This window comes from Isoptericola aurantiacus (assembly GCF_044769875.1).
Taxonomy (GTDB): Bacteria; Actinomycetota; Actinomycetes; order Actinomycetales; family Cellulomonadaceae; genus Isoptericola; species Isoptericola aurantiacus.
Genome location: NZ_JBJBAE010000001.1, coordinates 477,314 through 499,022, shown reverse-complemented (window position 1 = coordinate 499,022; position 21,709 = coordinate 477,314). Strand labels below are relative to the sequence as shown.

Genomic DNA, 21,709 nt, shown 5'->3' with positions numbered 1-21,709 from the left:
GCGGTCACAGTCTCGTAACGACACCAGGACAGCCTTGTGGGACCGGTCACGGTGCGCGCTATGCTGTGACCGTTCACAGCACGACCCGCGCCACGGCGGCGCGAACGGAGGCGACGCAGCACCATGGCCGACACCGGCACCTGGCCCACCGGCCGCACCCTCGGCTACGGGGGTGACTACAACCCCGAGCAGTGGCCCCGCGAGACCCGGGACGAGGACGTGCGCCTCATGGCCGAGGCCGGAGTGAACTTCGTCAGCGTGGGGATCTTCTCCTGGGCCCTGCTGGAGCCCCGTGAGGGGGAGTACGACTTCGCCTGGATGGACGAGCTGCTCGATCTGCTGCACGCGGCCGGCATCGCGGTCGACCTCGCCACCCCGACCGCCGCCCCGCCCGCCTGGTTCTACGCCACCTACCCCGAGGCGCGCGTCGTGACCCGCGACGGCGTGCCTCTGGGGCCGGGGTCGCGCGGCGCCTGCTCGCCGTCGCACCCCGCCTACCGGGCGGCCGCACGGAACATCGCGAGCCGGATCGCCGAGCGGTACGCCGACCACCCCGCCGTCGTCATGTGGCACGTGCACAACGAGTACGGCGCCCCGGTGGGCGAGGACTACTCGGACGCCGCCGTCGCCGCCTGGCGCACCTGGCTCGCGGACCGCTACGGCACGCTCGACGCCCTCAACGACGCCTGGGGCACCCGGTTCTGGGGCCAGGTCTACGGCGAGTGGGAGCACGTGCAGGCGCCGGGCCCGACGCCGGCCACCGTCAACCAGGCCCAGCAGCTCGACTACGCACGGTTCACCGACCACCAGCTCCGGGCGCTCTTCGTGGCCGAGCGGGACGCGATCCGCGAGCACTCCGACAAGCCGGTCACCACCAACTTCATGGCCAACGAGTGCCCGACCACCGACCTGTGGGCGTGGGCACGCGAGGTCGACGTCGTCTCCAACGACCACTACCTGACCGCCGCCGACCCCCGCGGCCACGTCGGCCTGTCCCTGGCCGCCGACCTGACCCGGTCCGTCGCCGGCGGTCGGCCCTGGATCCTCATGGAGCACTCCACCTCGGCGGTGAACTGGCAGGGTCGCAACGTCGCCAAGCGCCCGGGCGAGATGGCCCGCAACTCGCTGGCCCACGTCGCCCGGGGTGCCGACGTCGTCGGGTTCTTCCAGTGGCGCGCCTCCCGGTACGGCGCCGAGAAGTTCCACTCCGCGATGCTGCCGCACGCGGGTACCGGCTCGCGGGTGTGGCAGGAGGTGGTGTCCCTGGGCGCCGACGTGGGCGCCCTGGCCGAGCTGCAGGGTTCCACCGTGCAGGCCCGCGTGGCGCTGCTCTGGGACACCGAGTCGTTCTGGGCCCAGGACCTGCCCTGGCGGCCCTCGGACGACCTGCGCCACCGCGAGCGCACCCGCGCCTACTACGAGCGGCTCTGGCGCGACGGCATGACGGTCGACTTCGCCCACCCGACGGCGGACCTCTCGCGCTACGCGCTGGTCGTGGCACCGGCGTCGTACCTGCTGACCGCCGACGCCGCCGCGAACCTCACGCGGTACGTCGCCGCCGGCGGCACGCTCGTCGTCTCCTGCTTCGCCGCCGTGGTCGACGAGCACGACGCCGTGCACCCGGGCGGCTACGGCGCCCCGCTGCGCGACGTGCTCGGGCTGCGGGTCGAGGAGTTCCTGCCGCTGCGCGCGGGGGAGTCGGGCACCGTGACGTGGACGTACGACGGCGCCACGACCGCGCTGGGTGCGCCCGTCTGGGCCGAGGACCTCGCCCTGGACGGCGCGGAGGTCGCCGCGCACCACGCCGACGGTCGTGCCGCGGGCGGTCCCGCCGTCACCCGCCACGAGCACGGCGACGGCGTCGCGTGGTACGTCTCCGTGCCCCTCGACGTCGACGGACTCGCGCCGGTCCTCGCCGCCGCCTGCGCGGACGCCGGGATCGCGCCGTCGGACACGGCCGAGGACGTCGAGGTCGTGGTACGGCACGGCCACGACGCGGACTACGTCCTGGCGATCAACCACACCGAGGCCGCGGCCACGGTGTCCGGGGTCGAGGGGACCGACCTGCTGCACGGCGGCGCGGTCGGTCCCGACCTCAAGGTCCCCGCCGGCGACGTCGCCGTCGTCCGGATGGGACCCGGGCCGGCAGCGGCCGGAGCCGGTGGCCCGTCCGGCCCGGAGCCCCGAACCACGGAATCACGTCGTCGCGCCGATGCGACGACCTTCGACGAGGAGGAACGATGAGAACCACCACGAGTCGCAAGGCGGCAGCACTGGTCGCGGCATCCACCCTGCTGCTGGCGGGTTGCAGCGCCGACACGGAGGCGGAGCCGACGGACGAGGGCTCGGCGGAGTCCGACGTCGTCTGGGACGACGACTCGGGTGAGTACGTCATGGAGGAGGCGATCGCCTCCGGCACGGACTCGCTGAAGGTCTGGTTCGAGGAGGAGGCCGAGGCCAAGGCGGTCATCAAGGCGTTCCACGAGAAGTACCCCGATGCCGGCGTCGAGTACGAGATCGTGGCGAAGGTCGACTCCGTCGAGAAGATGTCGCTCGCCGGCGAGGCGGGCAACGGGGCGGACGTGTTCGTCACGCCGTACGACCAGCTCTCCCGAGCCATCGACGACGGCACCGCAGCGCCGCTGGGCGAGTACCAGGCGGGCCTCGAGGAACGCATGAGCCCGACGTTCACGGGCGTGGTCAGCGCCGACGACACGATGTTCGGCGTGCCGATCACCACCGAGTCGATCGCGCTCTTCTACAACAAGACGCTGCTCGAGGAGCTGACCGGGTCGGACGAGCCGGCCACCACGTGGGAGGAGATCGCCGACCTCGCCGAGGACTACAACGACCCGGGGAACAACCGCTGGACCATCCGGTTCCTGGCGGGCGAGATCTACTACGCCTACTCGGTGCTGTCCTCGCTCGGTTGGCACGCCTACCCGGACGGCGACGTCGCCGACCCGGGTTTCGAGTCGCCGGAGCTGACCTCGGGCCTGGAGTACTACGCCGGGCTGCGGGACCTGTGGGACGTGCCCAGCGCCGACGGCACCTGGGACACGATCGAGCTCGAGTTCGCCAAGGGGAGGACCCCGTACGTGATCACGGGGCCCTGGAGCTTCAGCACGTTCGACGAGGGCGCCGAGGCCGAGGGCTTCGAGTACGGCGTCACGACCCTGCCGCGGGTCGAGGGCGGGGACGACGCCGCGTCCCTGGCCGGGCTGCAGGTCGCGGCGGTCTCGGGCTACACCGAGTACCCGGCAGCAGCCCGGGTGTTCGCGAACTTCCTCGCCACCCCGGAGGGTGCGGCGGCCATCAACGCCTCGACCGGCCAGATCCCGGCGCTGAACGAGGAGTACCTCGCGCAGATCCCCGGCCTCGCCGACGACGATCGCGTGGCCGGCATCGTCAGCCAGTCGGCGAACGCCGACCTGCTGCCGCAGGTGCCGGAGTACTTCTGGGAGACGGGCAACACGATGGTGGTCGACGTCTGGGACGGCCTGCTCGGTGCCGACGAGGCCGCGCAGAAGGCGGTCGACGGCTACCAGGACCTCGGAAACCTGTGAGCCGCGCCGGATGAGAACCGCACGACGCGCACCCCTCCCCGCACCGGTGCCGGGCATCGCCTCGGCACTGGTGTGGGGGGCGGGGCAGCTGATCAACAGGCAGCCGGGCAAGGCGGCCTTCTTCTTCGCGTTCTTCGCCGCGACCGTCACCGGAGAGCTCGCCACCGGGCGGTACCCGACGGCGGACTTCTCCGCGCGGGAGGACGGCGGGTTCTTCGTCAAGGGACTGTGGGGACTGGTGACCCTCGGTACCCAGCCACGCACGATGGGCATCACGGGGCTGTCCGAGGGCGACAACTCCGTCGTCCTCATGGCGAACGGCATCATCGCCCTGCTCGTGCTGGTGCTGCTCGCGGTCGTCTGGGTCTGGTCCGTCCGGGACGCGGTGGTCTACCGCCGGCGTCTTGACGCCGGGCTGCCGCCGCAGCGTTCGGGCGAGTACTTCCGCGAGCTCTGGCAGTCGGCGTTCGCGTACATCGCCCTGTCGCCCGCGATCGTCCTCATCGTGTTCATGTCGGTCCTGCCGGTCCTCTTCGGCGTCCTGGTGGCCTTCACCGACTACAACCGCGACAACCTGCCCCCCAAGAACCTCGTGTCGTGGGTGGGGTTCGACAACTTCGCCACGCTCTTCTCCGTGTCGAGCTGGGCACAGACGTTCCTGGGCGTCCTGGCCTGGACCGTCGTCTGGGCGCTGCTCGCGACGGCCACCACCTACGCCGCCGGGTTCCTGCAGGCCGTGATCCTGGCGAGCCCGACGGTCCGGTTCCCCCGGGTCTGGCGCAGCATCTACCTGCTGCCGTGGGCCGTGCCGGCCATCGTGTCGGCGCTGGTCTTCCGGTCCATGTTCAACGGTCAGTTCGGGCCCATCAGCTCGTTCCTCGTGGAGCACGGTCTGACCGACGAGCGCATCTACTGGTTCACCGACCCGAGCCAGCCGAACCTCGCCCGGGCGGTGGCGCTGCTGGTCAACCTGTGGCTCGGGTTCCCCTTCTTCATGGCGCTGATCGGTGGTGTGCTCACCAGCATCTCGCCCAGCTACTACGAGGCGGCCAGGCTCGACGGTGCCGGTGCGTTCAACCGGCTGCGGCACATCACCCTGCCGATCGTGCACAAGACGGTCGCCCCCTTGCTGGTGCTGGCCTTCGTGAACAACTTCAACAACTTCGGAGTCATCTACTTCCTGACCGAGGGCGGACCCGACAACCCCGACTTCCGGTTCGCCGGCAGCACCGACCTGCTCATCACCTGGCTGTTCAAGCTCACGCTGGACAACCGCCTCTACAACATCGGTGCCGTGATGAGCATGGTCATCTTCGTCATCGTCGCCTCGTTCTCGGTCTGGAACCTGCGGCGCTCCACAGCGATCAGGGAGCTGTGACCCATGGCCCTCACCACCGCGTCCCGCCAGGTGTCCAGCGCGTCGTCCCGTGCGCGTCGCCGCGGGGTCTCCGTCCTGGTCCACCTCGAGCTCGCCGCCGTGGCCGCGGTCGTCATCTTCCCGCTCGTGTGGATCGTCGGTGCCTCGTTGGGCCCCACCGGCGGGCTGGCCAACGCCTCCCCGATCCCCGAGGACGCGAGCCTGACGAACTACGTCACGCTCTTCGCCGACACCGACTACGGCCGGTGGTACCTCAACACCTTCTACGTCGCGGTCGGGACCATGATCGGCGGCGTCGTGCTCGCGAGCCTCACCGGCTACGTCTTCGCCCGCATGCGGTTCCGCGGTCGCAAGGCCGGGTTGCTGACGATCCTCATCCTGCAGATGTTCCCCACCTTCCTCACGGCGATCGCCGTGTACATGCTCTTCCTGAACTTCGGGCTGCTCGACTCCCTGACCGGGCTGGTGCTGGTCGGAGTGGCGGCGGCGCTGCCCTACAACATCTGGCTGATGAAGGGGTACGCCGACAACCTGCCGACGAGCCTCGACGAGGCCGCGATGCTCGACGGCGCCGGCCGCTGGACGATCTTCCGGCGGATCATCCTGCCGCTCATGACGCCGATGCTGACCTTCGTCGCCATCACCCAGTTCACCGTCCCCTGGATGGACTTCATCCTGCCCTCGCTGCTGTTGCAGAGCGCCGAGAAGAAGACCGTGGCGCTCGGGCTCTTCCAGATGATCAGCGACCCGTACTCGAACGACTTCACCACGTTCGCCGCCGGCGCGGTGTTCCTCGCCGTCCCCATCACGATCCTCTACATCGTGCTGCAGAAGTACCTCATCACGGGCGCCGCCGCCGGCGCCGAGAAGGAGTGAGCATGACCGGTCCGCACCCGCGCCTCCCGGTCCGCGGGGCCGACGTCTCCATGACCGAGGAGGTCGAGCGGCTCGGCGGTCTCTACCGGGACGCCGACGGCGCACCCGGCGACCTGTTCGAGATCCTCGCCGGTGCCGGCCTCGACACGGTGCGCCTGCGGCTCTGGGTCGACCCGTACGACGAGCAGGGCCGGCCGTATCTGGGCGGGACGAACGACCTGGCCACCACGGTGCGGCTGGCCCGCCGGGCGCGGGACGCCGGTCTCGACCTGCTGCTGGACCTGCACTACTCCGACTTCTGGACCGACCCGAAGAAGCAGGCGATGCCGAAGGCTTGGCGCGGCATGTCGGGCTCCCGGCTCACCGATCAGGTCCACACCTACACCGTGTCGGTCCTGGACACCCTCGCCGCCGCCGACGTGGCTCCGTCGATGGTCCAGGTGGGCAACGAGATCACCAACGGGCTGCTGTGGCCCGAGGGGCGCGTGGTGCGGTTCGACGACGCGACGCGGAGCTTCGGTCCCGCCGACCCCGCCGCGGACGACCGGTTGGCCGCACTGCTCGGCGCCGGCACGTCCGCCGTCCGCGCGTCCACCGACGCCCGCGTGGCGCTGCACCTGGACTTCGGTGGCGCCGGTGCGCTGTACCGCGGCTGGTTCGACCGGATGACGGCCCGCGACGTCGACCTCGACGTCATCGCGCTCTCCTACTACCCGTTCTGGCACGGAAGCCTCGCAGAGCTCGCGGACAATCTCGCCGACATCAGCCACCGGTACGGCAAGGACGTGCTCGTGGCCGAGACCGCGTACGCCTTCACCGCCGAGGCGCCGCGGGGGCACCACCCCATCTTCTCGGCCGAGCTGGCCGAGGCCGGCGGGTACCCGCCGGACGTCCGGGGCCAGTCGGCGTTCCTGGCCGACCTGGCCCAGGTGGTCGCCGACGTGCCGCAGGACCGCGGGCTCGGCCTCGTCTACTGGGAACCGGCCTGGCTGCCCGTGGCGGGCACGAGCTGGGCCTCCCCGGCCGGGATGGCCTACGGCGACGACGTCGCGGTCGGCGGCAACCCCTGGGCGAACCTCGGGCTGTTCGACTTCTCGGGGACCGCGCTGGAGTCGCTGCGGGTGCTCGGCGGCAGTTCCGGCCGACCCTCCTGACCGCACCACCACCTCTCTGTCAACGACGCAAAGGAGCGCAGCATGAGACGCACGATCGCAGGGTTCGTGGCCCTCGCAGCGGTTGCCGGGACGGTCGCGGTCGCCGCGCCCGCCTCGGCGGAGCGGGACGACTTCATCATGGGCGCCGACGTCGGGATGCTCGCGGAGGTCGAGGACCTCGGCGGGACGTTCTCCGACGGCGGCGTCGAGGGCGACGCCCTGGAGATCCTCGCGGACGGCGGGGTCGACACGGTGCGTCTGCGGCTGTGGAACGACCCGTACGACGCCGACGGCAACCCGTACGGAGGCGGGACGAACGACCTCGCCCGGACCATCGCCGTCGCGCAGCGCGCCAAGGCGCAGGGGATGGACATCCTCCTCGACATCCACCTGTCGGACTGGTGGGCCGACCCGGGGACGCAGACGAAGCCCAAGGCGTGGCAGTCCCTGGGCTATGCCGACCTCGTCGACGCGGTCCACGACTACGTCGAGGACTCGGTGGACGCGATGGAGGCGGCCGGCGTCACGCCCAGCATCGTCCAGATCGGCAACGAGATCTCGTCGGGCGTGCTGTGGGACGACGGCAAGGTCGGCGACGGCGTCGACGACTTCACGCAGCTCGCAGGGCTGCTGTCGGCGGGTATCGACGGTGTCCACGACGCGGCCTCCGGCATCGAGACGGCGCTGCACCTCGACATGGGCGGGGACAACGCCCTGTACCGGTGGTGGTTCGACGGCGTGACCGGCGCGGGGGTCGACTTCGACATCATCGCCCTGTCGTACTACCCGTTCTGGCACGGCACGATGGGCGAGCTGAAGGCCAACCTCAACGACATCAGCCAGCGCTACGACAAGGACGTCCTCATCGTCGAGACGGCGTACGGGTGGACGACCGGGGACGGGGACGGGCTCGGGAATTCGTTCTATTTCACCGAGGAGTCGGTCGGCGGCTACCCGGCCTCGGTCGCCGGGCAGACCGACTACCTGCGCGACCTGCGCGAGCTGGTCGGTGACGTCCCGGACGAGCGCGGCCGAGGGCTGATCTGGTGGGAGCCGACGTGGCTCCCCGTGGACGGGGCGAACTGGGGGACCCAGGCCGGCAAGGAGGACAACGACGACGGCGGGACGCTGAGCAACCCGTGGGACAACCAGACGTTGTTCGACTGGGACGGGAACGCGCTCGCGACGCTCGACGTCTTCGGGGAGGCGCCGGGGCGCACCAACCTGCTGACGAACGGCAGCTTCGAGGACGACGGCTACACGAACGACCCCACCGGCTGGGGCGTCTGGTCCTCGGACCCGGCCGACGCGGATGCCACGTTCACCTCGGACTCCTGGTCGCCGCACGGCTCCTTCACCCTGAACCACTGGAAGGCGACGGCGTACACCACCTCGGCGTACCAGGTCGTCTCGGGGGTGCCGGACGGCACGTACACCCTGTCCGCATGGGTGCTCAACGGGGGTGGCCAGGACGCGGCCTACCTGTACGCGAAGAACCATGGCGGGTCCGAGCTCCAGGCGGACCTGCCCGTGAGCACCGACGACTGGCAGTACGTGACGATCGAGGGGATCGAGGTCACCTCGGGGACCGTCGAGGTCGGGATCTACGACGACGCCGCTGCGGGCAGCTGGCTCAACGTCGACGACGTCAAGCTGTACCGCACCAGCTGAGAAGGAGGGGCGAGCGGCTGTGGACGACCACGCGCCGACGGCGGCACTCCTGAGTAGAGTGCCGCCGTCGGCGTCCGTGTCGTACCGTGACAGGACGCCGCACCCCCAACACCGTCGGAAAGCAGGAACGGATGCCTCAGGCCCGCAAGCTCGTGATCGTGGAGTCTCCCACCAAGGCTCGCAAGATCCAGGGCTACCTCGGCGACGACTACGTCGTCGAGGCGAGCGTGGGCCACATCCGCGACCTGCCGCAGCCGTCGGACCTGCCCGCGGAGATGAAGAAGGGGCCGTACAAGAAGTTCGCCGTCGACGTCGACAACGGGTTCGATCCCTACTACGAGGTCTACGCGGACAAGAAGTCCAAGGTGCGCGAGCTCAAGGCGGCGCTCAAGGGCGCCGACGAGCTCTTCCTCGCCACGGACGAGGACCGTGAGGGCGAGGCCATCGCGTGGCACCTCATCGAGGCGCTCAAGCCGAAGGTCCCGGTGCACCGCATGGTGTTCCACGAGATCACCCGTGAGGCCATCACCCGGGCGCTGGAGAACACGCGCGAGCTGGACTCGGACCTGGTCGACGCCCAGGAGACGCGCCGGATCCTCGACCGGCTGTACGGCTACGAGGTCTCCCCGGTGCTGTGGCGCAAGGTCCGCCAGGGCCTGTCCGCCGGGCGCGTGCAGTCGGTGGCGACGCGTCTGGTGGTGGAGCGCGAGCGGGAGCGCATGGCGTTCGTCACGGCGGACTACTGGGACGTCACGGGCACCTTCGCGCCCACGGACGGTGACGACGCCGGACAGTCCTTCGGCGCGCGCCTGACGGGCCTGGGCGGTGACCGGGTCGCCGCGGGCCGCGACTTCGACGACCTGGGCCGCCTCAAGGTGCGCACCGGCGTCGTGCACCTCGACGAGGCCGCCGCGACCGCCGTCGTCGCCGGCCTGGACGCGGCCGACTTCACGGTCCGCTCCCTGGAGACCAAGCCGTACTCGCGCAAGCCCGCCGCGCCGTTCACCACCTCGACGCTGCAGCAGGAGGCGTCGCGCAAGCTGCGCATGGCCTCCCGGGCCACCATGCGGACCGCGCAGGCGCTGTACGAGAACGGCTACATCACCTACATGCGGACCGACTCGCCGGCGCTGTCGTCCGAGGCGACCGACGCCGCGCGTCGCCAGGCCGCCGAGCTGTACGGCCCCGAGTACGTCCCCGGCGCGCCCCGGCTGTACGCCTCGAAGAGCAAGGGCGCCCAGGAGGCGCACGAGGCGATCCGCCCCGCCGGTGACTCGTTCCGCACCCCGGCCCAGGTCGCGGGCGAGATCTCCGGCGACCAGTTCAAGCTCTACGAGCTCATCTGGAAGCGCACGGTCGCCTCGCAGATGGCCGACGCCAAGGGGTCGACGGCGTCCGTGCGGCTCGGCGCGACTCTCGGCTCGGGCGCGGGGGAGCGGGCCGGGTCCGACGCCGTGTTCTCCGCCTCCGGCACCGTGATCACGTTCCGCGGGTTCCTCGCGGCGTACGAGGAGTCCAAGGACGTCGAGACTCCCGAGGGCGGCGGCGCGGCGCCGTCGGGTCCGAAGGAGACCCGCCTGCCACGGATGGCCGAGGGCGAGGCGCTGACGGGCGACGACCTGACGGCCGACGGGCACTCGACCTCGCCGCCGGCCCGCTACACGGAGGCCTCGCTGGTCAAGGCGCTCGAGGAGCGCGGGATCGGCCGGCCGTCGACGTACGCGGCGACGATCTCCACCGTCCAGGACCGCGGGTACGTGCGGACCAAGGGTCAGGCGATGGTGCCCACCTGGCTCGCGTTCGCCGTGGTTCGGCTGCTCGAGGAGCACTTCACGTGGCTCATCGACTACGACTTCACCGCCGAGATGGAGGCCGACCTCGACCAGATCGCGGCCGGCGAGCGCGAGCGCATCGCCTGGCTGACGCGGTTCTACTTCGGTGACGGCTCGGGGGAGTCCGAGGGCTGGGGGCTGCGCGACCTCGTGGCCGACCTCGGCGAGATCGACCCGGTGACGATCAACTCCGTCGAGATCGGGGAGGGGATCCGGCTGCGGGTCGGCCGCTACGGGCCGTACCTGGAGGACCTGCGTGCCGAGCCGGACTCCGAGGGCAAGGCGCCCCGCGCGTCCGTGCCCGAGGACATCGCCCCCGACGAGCTCACGGTGGCCAAGGCTCGCGAGATCCTGGCCGCGGGCGCCGACGACGGCCGCGTGCTCGGCGTCGACCCCGCCTCCGGGAACGAGATCATCGCGAAGAACGGCCGGTACGGACCGTTCGTGACCGAGGTGCTCGACCTGCCCGAGATCGACCCGGAGCTCTCTGCCGCGGCGAAGAAGAAGGCCAAGGCCGCCCAGCCGAAGCCGCGCACCGGGTCGCTGCTGAAGTCGATGGCGCTGGACACGGTCACGCTCGAGGACGCCCTGAAGATCCTGTCCCTGCCGCGCGTGGTCGGGACCGACCCCGAGTCCGGCGACGAGATCACCGCCCAGAACGGCCGCTACGGCCCGTACCTGAAGAAGGGCACGGACTCGCGCTCGATCGAGTCGGAGGAGCAGCTCTTCACCATCACGCTGGAGGAGGCGCTGAAGCTCTACGCCCAGCCCAAGCGGGGCCGCGGGCGGACGGCCGCCCCGCCGCTGCGTGAGCTGGGCGACGACCCGACCAGCGGCAAGCCGATCGTGGTCAAGGACGGCCGCTTCGGCCCGTACGTGACCGACGGCGAGACCAACCGCACGCTGCCGCGCGACGCGACCCCGGAGTCGATCACCGCCGAGCGGGCGATCGAGCTGCTCGCCGAGAAGCGGGCGCAGGGTCCGAAGAAGCGCAAGGCCCCCGCGAAGAAGGCCCCGGCCAAGAAGCCGGCGGCGAAGAAGCCGGCGGCCAAGAAGTAGGACCGCCGCGAAGAGGGCGTCGCGACCGGCCGGCGGGACGTCAGTCGGGGCGGCGCTCGACGACGTAGGGGTGCCCGTCGGCGCCGGTGACGCGCCGGTAGCTGTGGTGCAGGTGGGCCTCGCGCGCCAGGTCCTCGGGTCGCGGTGGCGACGGCGGCGTGCGACGGATCGAGGCGGGTCCGAGCACGGGCAGGAACGTCTCGGTGAACCGCATCCCCCAGGTGCGGTCGTCGTCGGGGCGGCGGCGGAACAGTCCCACGGGTGACTCCTCGGGCAGCGATCCTGGAAATGCTTGGTGCACCAACTATATGTCCTCCGAGGCTGCCGACCTAGGCTGTGCGCATGGACCGACCGGAGGACCCCCTCGCGCTCGAGGCGCAGGTCTGCTTCGCCCTGTCCGCCGCGTCCCGGGCCATGGTGGCGCTCTACCGCCCGGTCCTCGAGCCGCTCGGGATCACCCATCCGCAGTACCTCGTCCTGCTCGGGCTGTGGCAGGACCAGGGGGCCGGGCGGACGACGACGGCGACCGGGCTGGCCGACCGGCTGCGCCTCGACCCCGGCACGCTCTCGCCGCTGCTGAGCCGCCTGGAGCGGCAGGGGCTCCTGGAACGACGCCGGTCCGCCACGGACGGTCGCGTCGTCGAGGTGCACCTCACCAGCGACGGGGTGGCGCTGCGTGCCGAGGCCGTCGAGGTGCCGGGACGCGTGGTCGCGGCCTCCGGCCTGAGCCTGGAGGAGCTCGAACGCGTCCGGACGGCGTCCGACGCCGTCATCGCGGCGGCCTACTCCGACGGCACGGATACGGTGGCCCCATGACCGACACCGCCGCCGTCGACCCGGCCGCCTACGCCGCCCGCCTGACCACCGCCGACCTGGACGGTTCGGTGCCCGACCTGATGGACGCGCCGGCGATCCGCTGGGGCGTGCTCGGGGCCGGGAACATCGCCGGTTCCTTCGCCGACGGCGTCCGCGAACGGACGGCGTCGTCCGTCACCGCCGTCGGGTCCCGCTCGGTGGACAAGGCCCAGGCGTTCGCCGACGCCCACGCCCCCGGAGCCCGGGCGCACGGCTCCTACGAGGACCTGGTGACCGACGACGAGATCGACGTCGTCTACGTCGCCACGCCGCACTCGCACCACCTGGAGCACGCGCTGCTGGCGATCGAGGCGGGCAAGCACGTGCTCGTGGAGAAGCCGCTGACCCGGTCGGTCACCGAGTCCCGCACGCTGCTGGACGCCGCGGAGGCCGCCGGAGTCTTCTGCATGGAGGCGGTCTGGACGCGGTTCCTGCCGCACATCGCCGCGATCCGGGGCGCGATCGCCCGCGGAGAGATCGGCGAGGTGCGCACCGTGATCGCCGAGTTCGACGTCCCGTTCGCCTACGACCCGTCCCACCGGCTGTTCGCCCCCGAGCTGGCCGGCGGTGCCCTGCTGGACCTGGGGATCTACCCGATCACGCTCGCCCACGACCTGCTGGGCGCCCCGGACACCGTGCTGGCGCACGGCACGCTCGCCGAGACCGGCGTCGACGACCACGTCAGCATGATCCTCGCCTACGACGGCGGTGCGCAGGCGATCCTGCACACCTCGTCGGGGGCCTCGGGCAGCGTGGGAGCGCGCATCATCGGCACCCGGGGCCGGATCGAGATCCCCCGCGGCTTCAACGGGCCCGCGGACATCGAGGTCGTCCGGGCCGACGGCAGCTCCTGGACCTTCACCTCGCCTGCGGGGGAGGGCAAGGCCTACGAGGCCGCCGAGGTGGCCCGGCTCCTCGCCTCGGGGGCGACGCAGAGCCCGCGCATGCCGTGGTCGGACACGCTCGAGGTGATGGGCATCCTCGACGTCGTGCGCGCCGAGCTGGGGGTCGTCTACCCCGGCGAGTGAGCGCGCCGGGCGTGGCCGCTCAGCGGATCAGGCGCCGGCCGCTGATGTCGGTGGGCGTGATGCGCACCCAGACGTTCTTGCCGTCGTCGAGGTAGGGCACCAGGCCGGTGGCCTCGGCGACGGCGACGTCGGCGGACCGCTCGAGGATCTCGGCGGTGCCGTGGAGCACCACGCTCGCGGCGACCTCCTCGGACCACTCGTCGGTCTCGAACGCGACGCGGGCGTTCACGGCGACCTCGGCGAGCTTGCTGCCGGGCCGGGTCAGGAGGAACACCGCACCCTCGGCGACGGCGAACGAGACGGGGAAGATGTCGGGCTCGCCCGCGACGGCCGTGGCCAGCCGGCCGACGGGCTGCGCGGCGAGCACCTCCCAGCACTCGTCGTCGGTGAGCGTGGTCGTGGTCGCCTCGCCGGTCATCGTCGTCTCCTCGGCTCGTCGTGCTCCTGAGCCCATCGTCCCGCCGTCGGGCACCCCGTGCCCGCCGAGCACGGCCGGTGCGACGAACACCACAGCGGCCCGACGGCGCGGTCCCCCGGGCGATCACGTGTGGGCGCCCGCGGCTAGGGTGGCGCCGTGAGCACAGCACCCGGGTTCTTCGTGTCGTTCGAGGGCGGCGACGGCGCCGGCAAGACGACGCAGGCCCGCCTGCTCGCCGACTGGCTGGGCGCCGTGACCGGGCGCGAGGTGGTCGTCACCCGCGAGCCCGGCGGGACGGACCTGGGCCGGGAGATCCGGCGCCTCGTCCTGCACGGCGACCACGTGGCCCCCCGGGCCGAGGCGCTGCTCTACGCCGCCGACCGCGCCCACCACGTCGCCACCCTGGTCCGACCCGCCCTCGAACGCGGCGCCGTGGTCGTCACGGACCGCTACCTCGACTCGTCGGTGGCCTACCAGGCGGGCGGGCGCGAGCTGGCCGAGGACGACGTCGAACGCCTGTCGCGGTGGGGCACGGACGGACTGCTGCCCGACGTCACCGTGCTGCTCGACCTGCCGCCCGACGTCGCCGCCTCCCGGCGGGGCGGGGAGCCGGACCGGCTCGAGCGCGCCGGCGACGACTTCCACCGCCGGGTCCGGGACGCCTTCCTGCGCCGTGCCGCGGCGGATCCCGGGCGCTGGCTCGTCGTCGACGGATCGGGGGACGTCGACGACGTCCAGGCGCAGATCCGGGTCGACCTCGCCTCCCGCCTCGACCTCACGCCCGTGGTCTCCGAAGCGGTGCGGACCGCGGGCGACGCGCCTCGCAGGGAGTCCCGATGAACGTGTGGGACGACGTCGTCGGCCAGCCCGACGCCGTGGCGCTGCTGCAGCGGGCCGCGGCCCACCCGGAGGCGATGACGCACGCCTGGCTGCTGACCGGCCCCCCGGGCTCGGGGCGGTCCGTGGCGGCGCGGGCGTTCGCCGCCGCGCTGCAGTGCACCGGTGACCCCGACGGCGGCGCGCCCGGCACGGGGTGCGGGCGGTGCCCGGCGTGCACGACGACGCTGGCCGGGACCCACCCGGACCTGACGGTCGTGGCCACGGAGAAGGTGGTCATCGCCATCGACGAGGTGCGTGACCTCATCACCGCCGCCGCACGGACCCCGTCGGTGGGCCGGTACCGCGTCATCGTCGTCGAGGACGCCGACCGGATGGCCGAGCGGACCACCAACGTGCTGCTCAAGGCCATCGAGGAGCCGCCGTCGCACACGGTGTGGGTGCTGTGCGCCCCGAGCGTCCAGGACGTGCTGCCGACCATCCGCTCGCGGTGCCGGGGCGTGGTGCTGCGCGTGCCGCCGGCGCGGGACGTGGCCGACCTGCTCGTGCGCCGCGACGCCGTCGACGCCGACGTGGCGCTGCAGGCGGCCCGGGCCGCGCAGTCCCACGTCGGTCTCGCGCGGCGCCTGGCGCGCGACCCCGAGGCGAGGGCGCGGCGGGCCGAGGTGCTCGACGTCGCCCGCCGCATCCGGGGCGTGCCGGACGCGGTGCTCGCCGCCGCCGAGCTGGTCGACGTCGCCAAGGCGGAGGCGGCGGCCGCGACCGTCGAGCGGGACGCCGCCGAGAAGGCCGAGCTGCTGCGGGCGCTGGGCGTCGGGGAGGGAGACACGTTGCCCCCCAAGCTGCGCTCGCAGTTGCGTCAGCTCGAGGACGACCAGAAGCGCCGCGCCACCCGGCGGCAGCGGGACGTCCTGGACCGGGCCATGGTCGACCTGCTGTCGCTGTACCGCGACGTGCTGGTGGTCCAGCTCGGGGCCGACGTCGAGCTCGTCAACCACGAGCAGTCCGGCGCGGTGGAGGCACTGGCGCGGGACTCGACGCCGCAGCAGACGGTGCGCCGCATGGACGCCGTCGGGCTGGCGCGCGAGCGGCTCGAGGGCAACGTCGCGCCGCTGCTCGCCCTGGAGGCCATGACGGTGGCGCTGCGCCCGCAGGGCTGACGTGACCCCGTCCTGGGCTCCGTCCGCCGGGCCCGGGGAGGTTCGGTGAAGGGTGCGCGGCCGGGCCGGGCGAGACCGGTAGGTTGAGCGGGTGATTTCACCCGCTCGTCGCGCGCGCCCCCTCCCCGTCCGTCCGCAGGCCAGGCGCACCGGGGCCCTGGCCGCGGTGGCCGCCCTGCTGCTCACCGTGTCGGCCTGCACCGGCGACGCCCCGGGCAAGGTCTCGACCCCGGTCGAGGACGCGACCGGCGGCGCGGGGGCGGCGGACGCCGCCGGCGCACCGGAGGGTTTCGAGAGCTACTACACCCAGGACATCGCGTGGACCGACTGCCGCGGCGAGTTCGAGTGCGCCACGGTGACCGCGCCGGAGTCGTGGAGCGACCCGGAGTCGGGCAGCATCGAGCTCTCGGTCATGCGGACCCGGGCCACGGGCGAGCGGACCGGGTCGCTGCTGGTGAACCCGGGCGGCCCCGGGGGGTCCGGCGTCGACTTCCTCGCCTCGGCCGCCGAGATCCTCGGTGACCGGGTGCTGGAGTCGTTCGACGTCGTGGGGTTCGACCCGCGCGGCGTCGAGGACTCGACGCCGGTCACGTGCCTGGACGACGCCGCGAAGGACGCCTACCTCGCCCAGGACTACGACCTGTCCACGGACGAGGGGATCGCCGACGCGCGCGAGGGGGCCGCGGCCTACGCGCAGGCATGCGCGGACAACACCGGCGAGCTGCTCGGCGAGGTCGGGACCCAGAGCGCGGCACGGGACATGGACATGCTCCGCGCCGCCCTGGGCGACGACGAGCTGTACTACCTGGGGATGTCGTACGGGACGTCGCTCGGGGCGACCTACGCGGGCCTGTTCCCCGAGCGTGCGGGCCGGCTCGTCCTGGACGGCGCGATCGACCCGACGATCGACGCCGCCGAGCAGTCCGCCGGGCAGGCCGTCGGCTTCGAGAACGCGCTGCGGGCGTACGTGGCCGACTGCCTCGGCGGGGCCGACTGCCCGCTGACCGGTTCGGTGGACGACGGGATGCAGCAGGTGCGGGACGTGCTCGACGCCGCCTACGACCGGCCGTACCCGACCGACGGCGACCGGGTCGTCACGCGGTCGCTGGCGTTCTACGGCGTGATCTACCCGCTGTACAACCAGCGGGACTGGCCGGCGCTGACGCAGGCCCTCGACGAGGCCATCGACCAGGGCACCGGCACGATGCTGCTCTACATCGCCGACGCCTACAACGGCCGCAACAACGACGGCACGTTCGCGGACAACTCGAACGAGGTCTTCACCGCGGTGAACTGCCTCGACGGGCGCAGCTCCGACGACGTCGAGACGATGCGCAAGGAGGCGGCCGAGATCGAGGCCGAGGCGCCGACGCTCGGCTCGTTCTTCGGCTACGGCGGGATCACCTGCGCGGACTGGCCCTACCCGCCCGTCGAGCGGGACTACGACGTGGCCGCCCCCGGCGCCGACCCCATCGTCGTCATCGGGACGACCAACGACCCGGCGACCCCGTTCGTCTGGGCCGAGGGGATGGCCGACGCGCTCGACTCCGCCGTGCTGGTCACGTACGAGGGGGAGGGGCACACCGCCTACCTCAACGGCAACGGGTGCATCGTGACGGCGGTCGAGGACTACCTCGTCGAGGGCACGGTGCCGGAGGACGGGCTCACCTGCTGAGCGCGCCGTGCCCGCCAGCGGGGGCGCTCAGCGGCTGTGACCGAACCGACGACGGCGCCCGGCCCGGGCTTTTGGAGTCCCGGCCCGGCGTCGGGTACTGTAGGCGCGCCCGTTGAACGAGCATCCGCTCGGTCGCGCGCGGGCGTCGCCGCCTTAGCTCAGTCGGTAGAGCGGTTCACTCGTAATGAACAGGTCGTCGGTTCGATTCCGACAGGCGGCTCCACACGAAGCCCCCCACCAGCGGAGACGCGGGTGGGGGGCTTCGTCGTCCGGTGGCCCGGGCCGGGCCACTTTCACCCGAGGAGCCCTCCGCCCCTCCGGGTGAGGTGGCGGCGTCCGCGCTAGTGTCGATCGGTGGCGAAGGGAGTGCCACGTGGTCGAAGCGGCTCCTCGCACCGGACGCATGCTGCCACCTCCTCCGGCCACCCGGGGTCTGCTGGACCGCCCTCGCGTGCTGGCGGCCCTCGACGGCACGGGACCGGCCGCCGTGCTGTGCCTGCAGGCCCCGGGTGGTTACGGCAAGACGACGGCGCTCGCGCAGTGGGCGGCCCGCGAGGCCCGCCCCGTGGTCTGGCTCGGGGTGCGTCGCGCCGCGGCCGACCCCCACTGGCTCGCCCAGACGCTCCTCGCAGCGTTGGACGACGCCGGGCTGTGCCGACGGTCGGAGCCGCTGCCGGGGCAGGTCGACACCGTCGGGTGGCACCTGCACACCCTGCCCGTCGTCGAGGCGACGGTGTCGTCGGCGACCGAGCCTCTCGTCGTCGTCATCGACGACGCGGGATCCCTGTCCGGCAGCCCGTGGGAGTGTCTCGTGGAGTCGCTGGCCACCTCTCTCCCGGACGGCTCCACGCTCGCCATCGGCACGCGGGAAGCCGTCCCGACCACCCTCTGGCGCCTGCACGCACGGGGCCAGGTGCGGTTCGTCGGCCCGGAGGTCCTGGCGTTCGACGACGAGGAGACCGCACGGCTGATGGAGCTCCTCGGGGTGCGGTTGCCGCGCGACCAGCTCGATCGGCTGGCCCGCACCACCGAGGGGTGGGCCGTGGCCGTCTACCTCGGAGGTCTGGCCGTCCTGACCGGCCGTACGGGCATGCCGGACGCCACCGGTGGGGCCGGCCTCGAGGAATACCTGCGCACGGAGATCCTCGGGCGGATGTCCCCGGACGACGCGAGGTTCCTCCGACGGGTCTCCGTGCTGTCGTCCCTCGACGCCGAGGGATGCGACGCGTTGACGGGGGAGCAGGAGTCCCTGGGCCGCCTGCGGAGACTCGTGTCGGGCAACCATCTCCTCGCCCCGCAGGACCTGAGCCGGCGCCGGTTCCGCATGCACCGGTTGCTCGCCCAGTTCCTCGGCGACGACCTGCGGGAGCGCGACCCGGCCGGCTGGCGGGCGGCGCACCGTGCGGCCAGCCTCGTGGAGGAGCGGCGGGGCGACCTCGACGGCGCGGTCCTCCACGCCAAGCTCGCGGGCGACGACGACCGGCTGGGCGATCTCGTGTGGCCGCACGTCGTCGCGGAGCTCGGCCACGGACGCAGGGCCGTCGTGGCGCGGTGGCTGGCGGGCCTCGACGAGGAGCGTCTGCGCGGCAGCTGCGGGCTCGCGCTGAGCGCGGCGTGGGCCGCGATCCAGTCCGGGGACGGCACGACGGCGAACCGGCTGGCGCTCGCGGCCTCGGAGGCCGCCGACCGGAACGCGGCACTGCGCCCGCACGCGGACCTCCTGCGGGCCACGATCGGGGGCGACGGTCTCGAGGGCGTGGAGGCCGTCGCACGGTCGTTCCTCGCCACCACCGCGACGGACGACCGGTGGCAGGCCCTGGCCTGCTACCACCTCGGCCTGGCGCTCGTCCTGCGCGGCCGGTCGCAGGACGGCGTGACGTCCTTCGACGCCGGACGGCGACGGGCCGAGGCCCTCGACGACCCCGTGGTGCGGGCGCTGTGCCTGACCGGCCTCGCCGACGACGCCCTGCAGCGGGGCGACCAGCACCGGGCGCTCTCCTACGTCCGGGAGCTGCGAGAGATCGTCTCCACCTACCGGCTCGACAGCGTGGTGACGGCCGCGCCGGTCTTCGTGACGTCGACCGCCGGGTACGTCGCCGAGGGTCGCTACGCCGACGCCCGCCGGGAGGCGGCGCGCGCCCTGCGTCACCTCGCCCTCCTGGGCGACACGGCCCCCTGCCAGGCCGTCGTCGGCAGGCTCACCCTGGCCCGGGTCAACCTGACCCTCGGCGACCCGCAACGGGCGCGCGTGCTCCTGGAGGAGGCCGGTGACGCCCGGACGCCGGCGACGGCCTCGTCGGTGATCGACCGCATGCAGGCCGAGACGGAGGACCTGCTCTCCCGGGTCGCGACCCACGTGTCCGGGGCGTCGTCGCTGACCAGCGCCGAGGTGCGCGTGCTGCAGTACCTGCCGACCCACCTGTCCTTCCCGCAGATCGCGGCGGAGCTGGTGGTCTCCCGGCACACGGTGAAGACCCAGGCCATGTCCGTCTACCGCAAGCTGGGCGTGCACACGCGCAGCGAGGCGATCGAGCGGGCGCGGCGGGCCGGCCTGCTGCCGCCCGGCTGACGGCCGCCGTCGGATCCCGTCCCTGCGCGCGCCGTGCCGGAGTTCACCCCGGCGGGGTGATGACGCCGGGGGCCGGCAGGCCGCTACTGGAGGGCATGGCACGGGACGGGACTCCGGGCGACCCGGGTGAGGACGACGGCTGGCGAGCCGCGCACGCCCGGGGGCGCGACGTCCGGGCCCGGGTCCCCCGCAGCACGCACGCCGGCTGGCGGACGAGGGACGCCGCGGACCGGGACCCGGTGGAGATCCTCGACCGGCAGGCCGCGGACCGTGTCCAAGAGCTCGTCCCGATCCGGTACGGACGGATGCTGCGGTCCGCGTTCGCCTTCTTCCGGGGTGCGGCCGCGGTCATGGCCGCGGACCTGGCCACGGTCCCTCCCACCGGGCTGACCGTGCAGCTCTGCGGGGACGCGCACCTGGCCAACTTCGGCGGTTTCGCGGCGCCGGACCGGAACATCGTCTTCGACATCAACGACTTCGACGAGACGCTGCCCGGTCCGTTCGAGTGGGACGTCAAGCGTCTCGTCGCGAGCTTCGCCGTGGCCGCCCGTGACCGGGGCCTCGCACCGGGCACCGACGCGGACCTGGCGCGGTCGGCGGCCCGCAGCTACCGCACCAGCATCGCCGACTTCGCCCGGATGCCGCGCCTCGACCTCTGGTACGCGCGGCTCGACGCGGCAGAGCTGGAGCGTCGCTGGGGCCGGGCGGCGGGCGGGGACACCCTGGCACGGTTCCACAAGACCCTGCGCAAGGCCCGGCGCAAGACCGGTGCCCGCGCGTTCTCCCGGTACACCGAGACGGGACCGGACGGTCGGCTGCGCCCGCTCAGCGACCCCCCGCTCGTGGTCCCGCTCGAGGATCTCCTGGACGGTCCGGGCCTCGCCCGGGGGCGGGAGACGATCGTCGGCGCCTACGAGCGCTACCTCGCCACCCTGTCGGACGACAAGCGGTACCTGCTGTCCGCGTACCGCATCGCCGGAGTGGCGCGCAAGGTGGTCGGCGTCGGCAGCGTCGGGACGCGGTGCTGGATCCTGCTGCTCGTCGGCAGGCAGGACGCGATGGACGACCTGGTGCTCCAGATCAAGGAGGCGGGACCGTCCGTGCTGGAGCCCTTCCTCGGGGCGAGCGTCTACGACAACGACGGGCGCCGGGTCGTCGAGGGCCAGCGGCTCATCCAGGAGGCGTCGGACGTCCTCCTCGGCTGGAACCGGGCCACCGGCCTGGACGGCGAGCCCCACGACTTCTACGTCCGGCAGATGTGGGACGGCAAGGTCTCGGCCGACCTGGAGAAGATGGACCGCAGCGGGTTCGGCGTCTACGCCGAGATCTGCGGCTGGACGCTGGCCCGGGCCCATGCCCGTTCCGGGGACGCGCCGGCGATCACGGGCTACCTGGGGTCGAGCGACCGTTTCGACCGCGCCCTGGCCGACTTCGCCACCGGGTACGCGGACCAGAACGAGGCGGACTTCCACCTCCTGCAGGAGGCGGCGTCCCACGGTCGCGTGACCGCTGCCGACGGCTGAGCGACCCGTGCCGGCCGGGTGCGCGGGCCCGCAGGTATCGGCCGATCGGGGTGACGCGCCGCCCGGCACGCGGGGCGCACGCTGGGAGGAAGCCGACCCGCACCAGCG

Annotated in this window: 16 protein-coding genes and 1 tRNA gene; 15 read left to right on the top strand and 2 right to left on the bottom strand. The window is 72.7% G+C overall.

Features of this window, described 5'->3' with window-relative positions; all coding sequences use genetic code 11:
- Positions 1-123: 123 nt before the first annotated feature.
- The 7 genes from ACIQLL_RS02180 (at position 124) to topA (ending at position 11,536) form a co-directional block, all read left to right on the top strand.
- Positions 124-2,244 (top strand): beta-galactosidase, encoded by a 2,121-nt coding sequence (locus ACIQLL_RS02180; RefSeq protein ID WP_402462624.1) that lies wholly within the window; start codon positions 124-126, stop codon positions 2,242-2,244.
- Positions 2,241-3,566: an extracellular solute-binding protein gene (locus ACIQLL_RS02175; RefSeq protein ID WP_402462621.1), complete on the top strand. Its 1,326-nt coding sequence runs from the start codon at positions 2,241-2,243 to the stop codon at positions 3,564-3,566. The genes ACIQLL_RS02180 and ACIQLL_RS02175 overlap by 4 nt, the downstream gene beginning before the upstream one ends.
- A 10-nt stretch (positions 3,567-3,576) precedes the next feature.
- A complete protein-coding gene (locus tag ACIQLL_RS02170; protein WP_402462618.1) occupies positions 3,577-4,944 on the top strand; it encodes a carbohydrate ABC transporter permease in 1,368 nt (455 codons plus the stop codon).
- A 3-nt stretch (positions 4,945-4,947) separates the two neighbouring features.
- The gene (locus ACIQLL_RS02165) at positions 4,948-5,820 is read left to right on the top strand and encodes a sugar ABC transporter permease (RefSeq protein ID WP_402462615.1); all 873 of its coding nucleotides are present in this window, start codon (positions 4,948-4,950) and stop codon (positions 5,818-5,820) included.
- 2 nt (positions 5,821-5,822) lie between these two features.
- Complete coding sequence (locus tag ACIQLL_RS02160) at positions 5,823-6,974, top strand: glycoside hydrolase family 53 protein (protein ID WP_402462613.1); 1,152 nt, start codon at positions 5,823-5,825, stop codon at positions 6,972-6,974.
- Positions 6,975-7,016: 42 nt separating this feature from the next.
- Entirely contained in the window at positions 7,017-8,645 is a 1,629-nt protein-coding gene (locus ACIQLL_RS02155; RefSeq protein ID WP_402462611.1) for a glycoside hydrolase family 53 protein, read from the top strand.
- Between the two features lie 131 nt (positions 8,646-8,776).
- Positions 8,777-11,536 (top strand): type I DNA topoisomerase, encoded by a 2,760-nt coding sequence (gene topA / locus ACIQLL_RS02150; RefSeq protein ID WP_402462608.1) that lies wholly within the window; start codon positions 8,777-8,779, stop codon positions 11,534-11,536.
- 40 nt (positions 11,537-11,576) lie between these two features.
- On the opposite strand, the gene ACIQLL_RS02145 is transcribed toward topA, so the two are convergent.
- Entirely contained in the window at positions 11,577-11,795 is a 219-nt protein-coding gene (locus tag ACIQLL_RS02145) for a hypothetical protein (protein ID WP_402462605.1), read from the bottom strand.
- An 83-nt stretch (positions 11,796-11,878) separates the two neighbouring features.
- Between ACIQLL_RS02145 and ACIQLL_RS02140 the strand changes: the two genes are divergently transcribed.
- Entirely contained in the window at positions 11,879-12,352 is a 474-nt protein-coding gene (locus ACIQLL_RS02140; protein WP_402462602.1) for a MarR family winged helix-turn-helix transcriptional regulator, read from the top strand.
- Complete coding sequence (locus ACIQLL_RS02135) at positions 12,349-13,419, top strand: Gfo/Idh/MocA family protein (protein WP_402462599.1); 1,071 nt, start codon at positions 12,349-12,351, stop codon at positions 13,417-13,419. The genes ACIQLL_RS02140 and ACIQLL_RS02135 overlap by 4 nt, the downstream gene beginning before the upstream one ends.
- 19 nt (positions 13,420-13,438) lie before the next feature.
- Here the strand turns inward: ACIQLL_RS02135 and ACIQLL_RS02130 are convergent, their stop codons facing one another.
- Positions 13,439-13,927 carry a pyridoxamine 5'-phosphate oxidase family protein gene (locus ACIQLL_RS02130; protein ID WP_402462597.1) on the bottom strand — a complete coding sequence of 163 codons (489 nt, stop codon included), beginning with the start codon at positions 13,925-13,927 and terminating at the stop codon, positions 13,439-13,441.
- 66 nt (positions 13,928-13,993) lie between these two features.
- Here ACIQLL_RS02130 and tmk point away from each other — a divergent pair, with 66 nt between their 5' ends.
- From tmk to ACIQLL_RS02100, 6 genes are all read left to right on the top strand, one after another.
- On the top strand, positions 13,994-14,677 hold the full coding sequence (gene tmk, locus ACIQLL_RS02125) for a dTMP kinase (protein ID WP_402462594.1): 684 nt from the start codon (positions 13,994-13,996) through the stop codon (positions 14,675-14,677).
- Positions 14,674-15,834, top strand: coding sequence for a DNA polymerase III subunit delta' (locus ACIQLL_RS02120; protein WP_402462591.1), 1,161 nt, complete (start codon positions 14,674-14,676; stop codon positions 15,832-15,834). The genes tmk and ACIQLL_RS02120 overlap by 4 nt, the downstream gene beginning before the upstream one ends.
- Positions 15,835-15,925: 91 nt before the next feature.
- Positions 15,926-17,509, top strand: a complete 1,584-nt coding sequence (locus tag ACIQLL_RS02115; protein ID WP_402462588.1) for an alpha/beta hydrolase — start codon at positions 15,926-15,928, stop codon at positions 17,507-17,509.
- Positions 17,510-17,656: 147 nt separating this feature from the next.
- Positions 17,657-17,732 (top strand) — tRNA-Thr (locus ACIQLL_RS02110).
- A 180-nt stretch (positions 17,733-17,912) separates the two neighbouring features.
- Positions 17,913-20,078, top strand: coding sequence for a helix-turn-helix transcriptional regulator (locus ACIQLL_RS02105; protein WP_402462585.1), 2,166 nt, complete (start codon positions 17,913-17,915; stop codon positions 20,076-20,078).
- 95 nt (positions 20,079-20,173) lie between these two features.
- Positions 20,174-21,601 carry a DUF2252 domain-containing protein gene (locus ACIQLL_RS02100; RefSeq protein ID WP_402462582.1) on the top strand — a complete coding sequence of 476 codons (1,428 nt, stop codon included), beginning with the start codon at positions 20,174-20,176 and terminating at the stop codon, positions 21,599-21,601.
- The last annotated feature ends 108 nt before the right edge of the window (positions 21,602-21,709 follow it).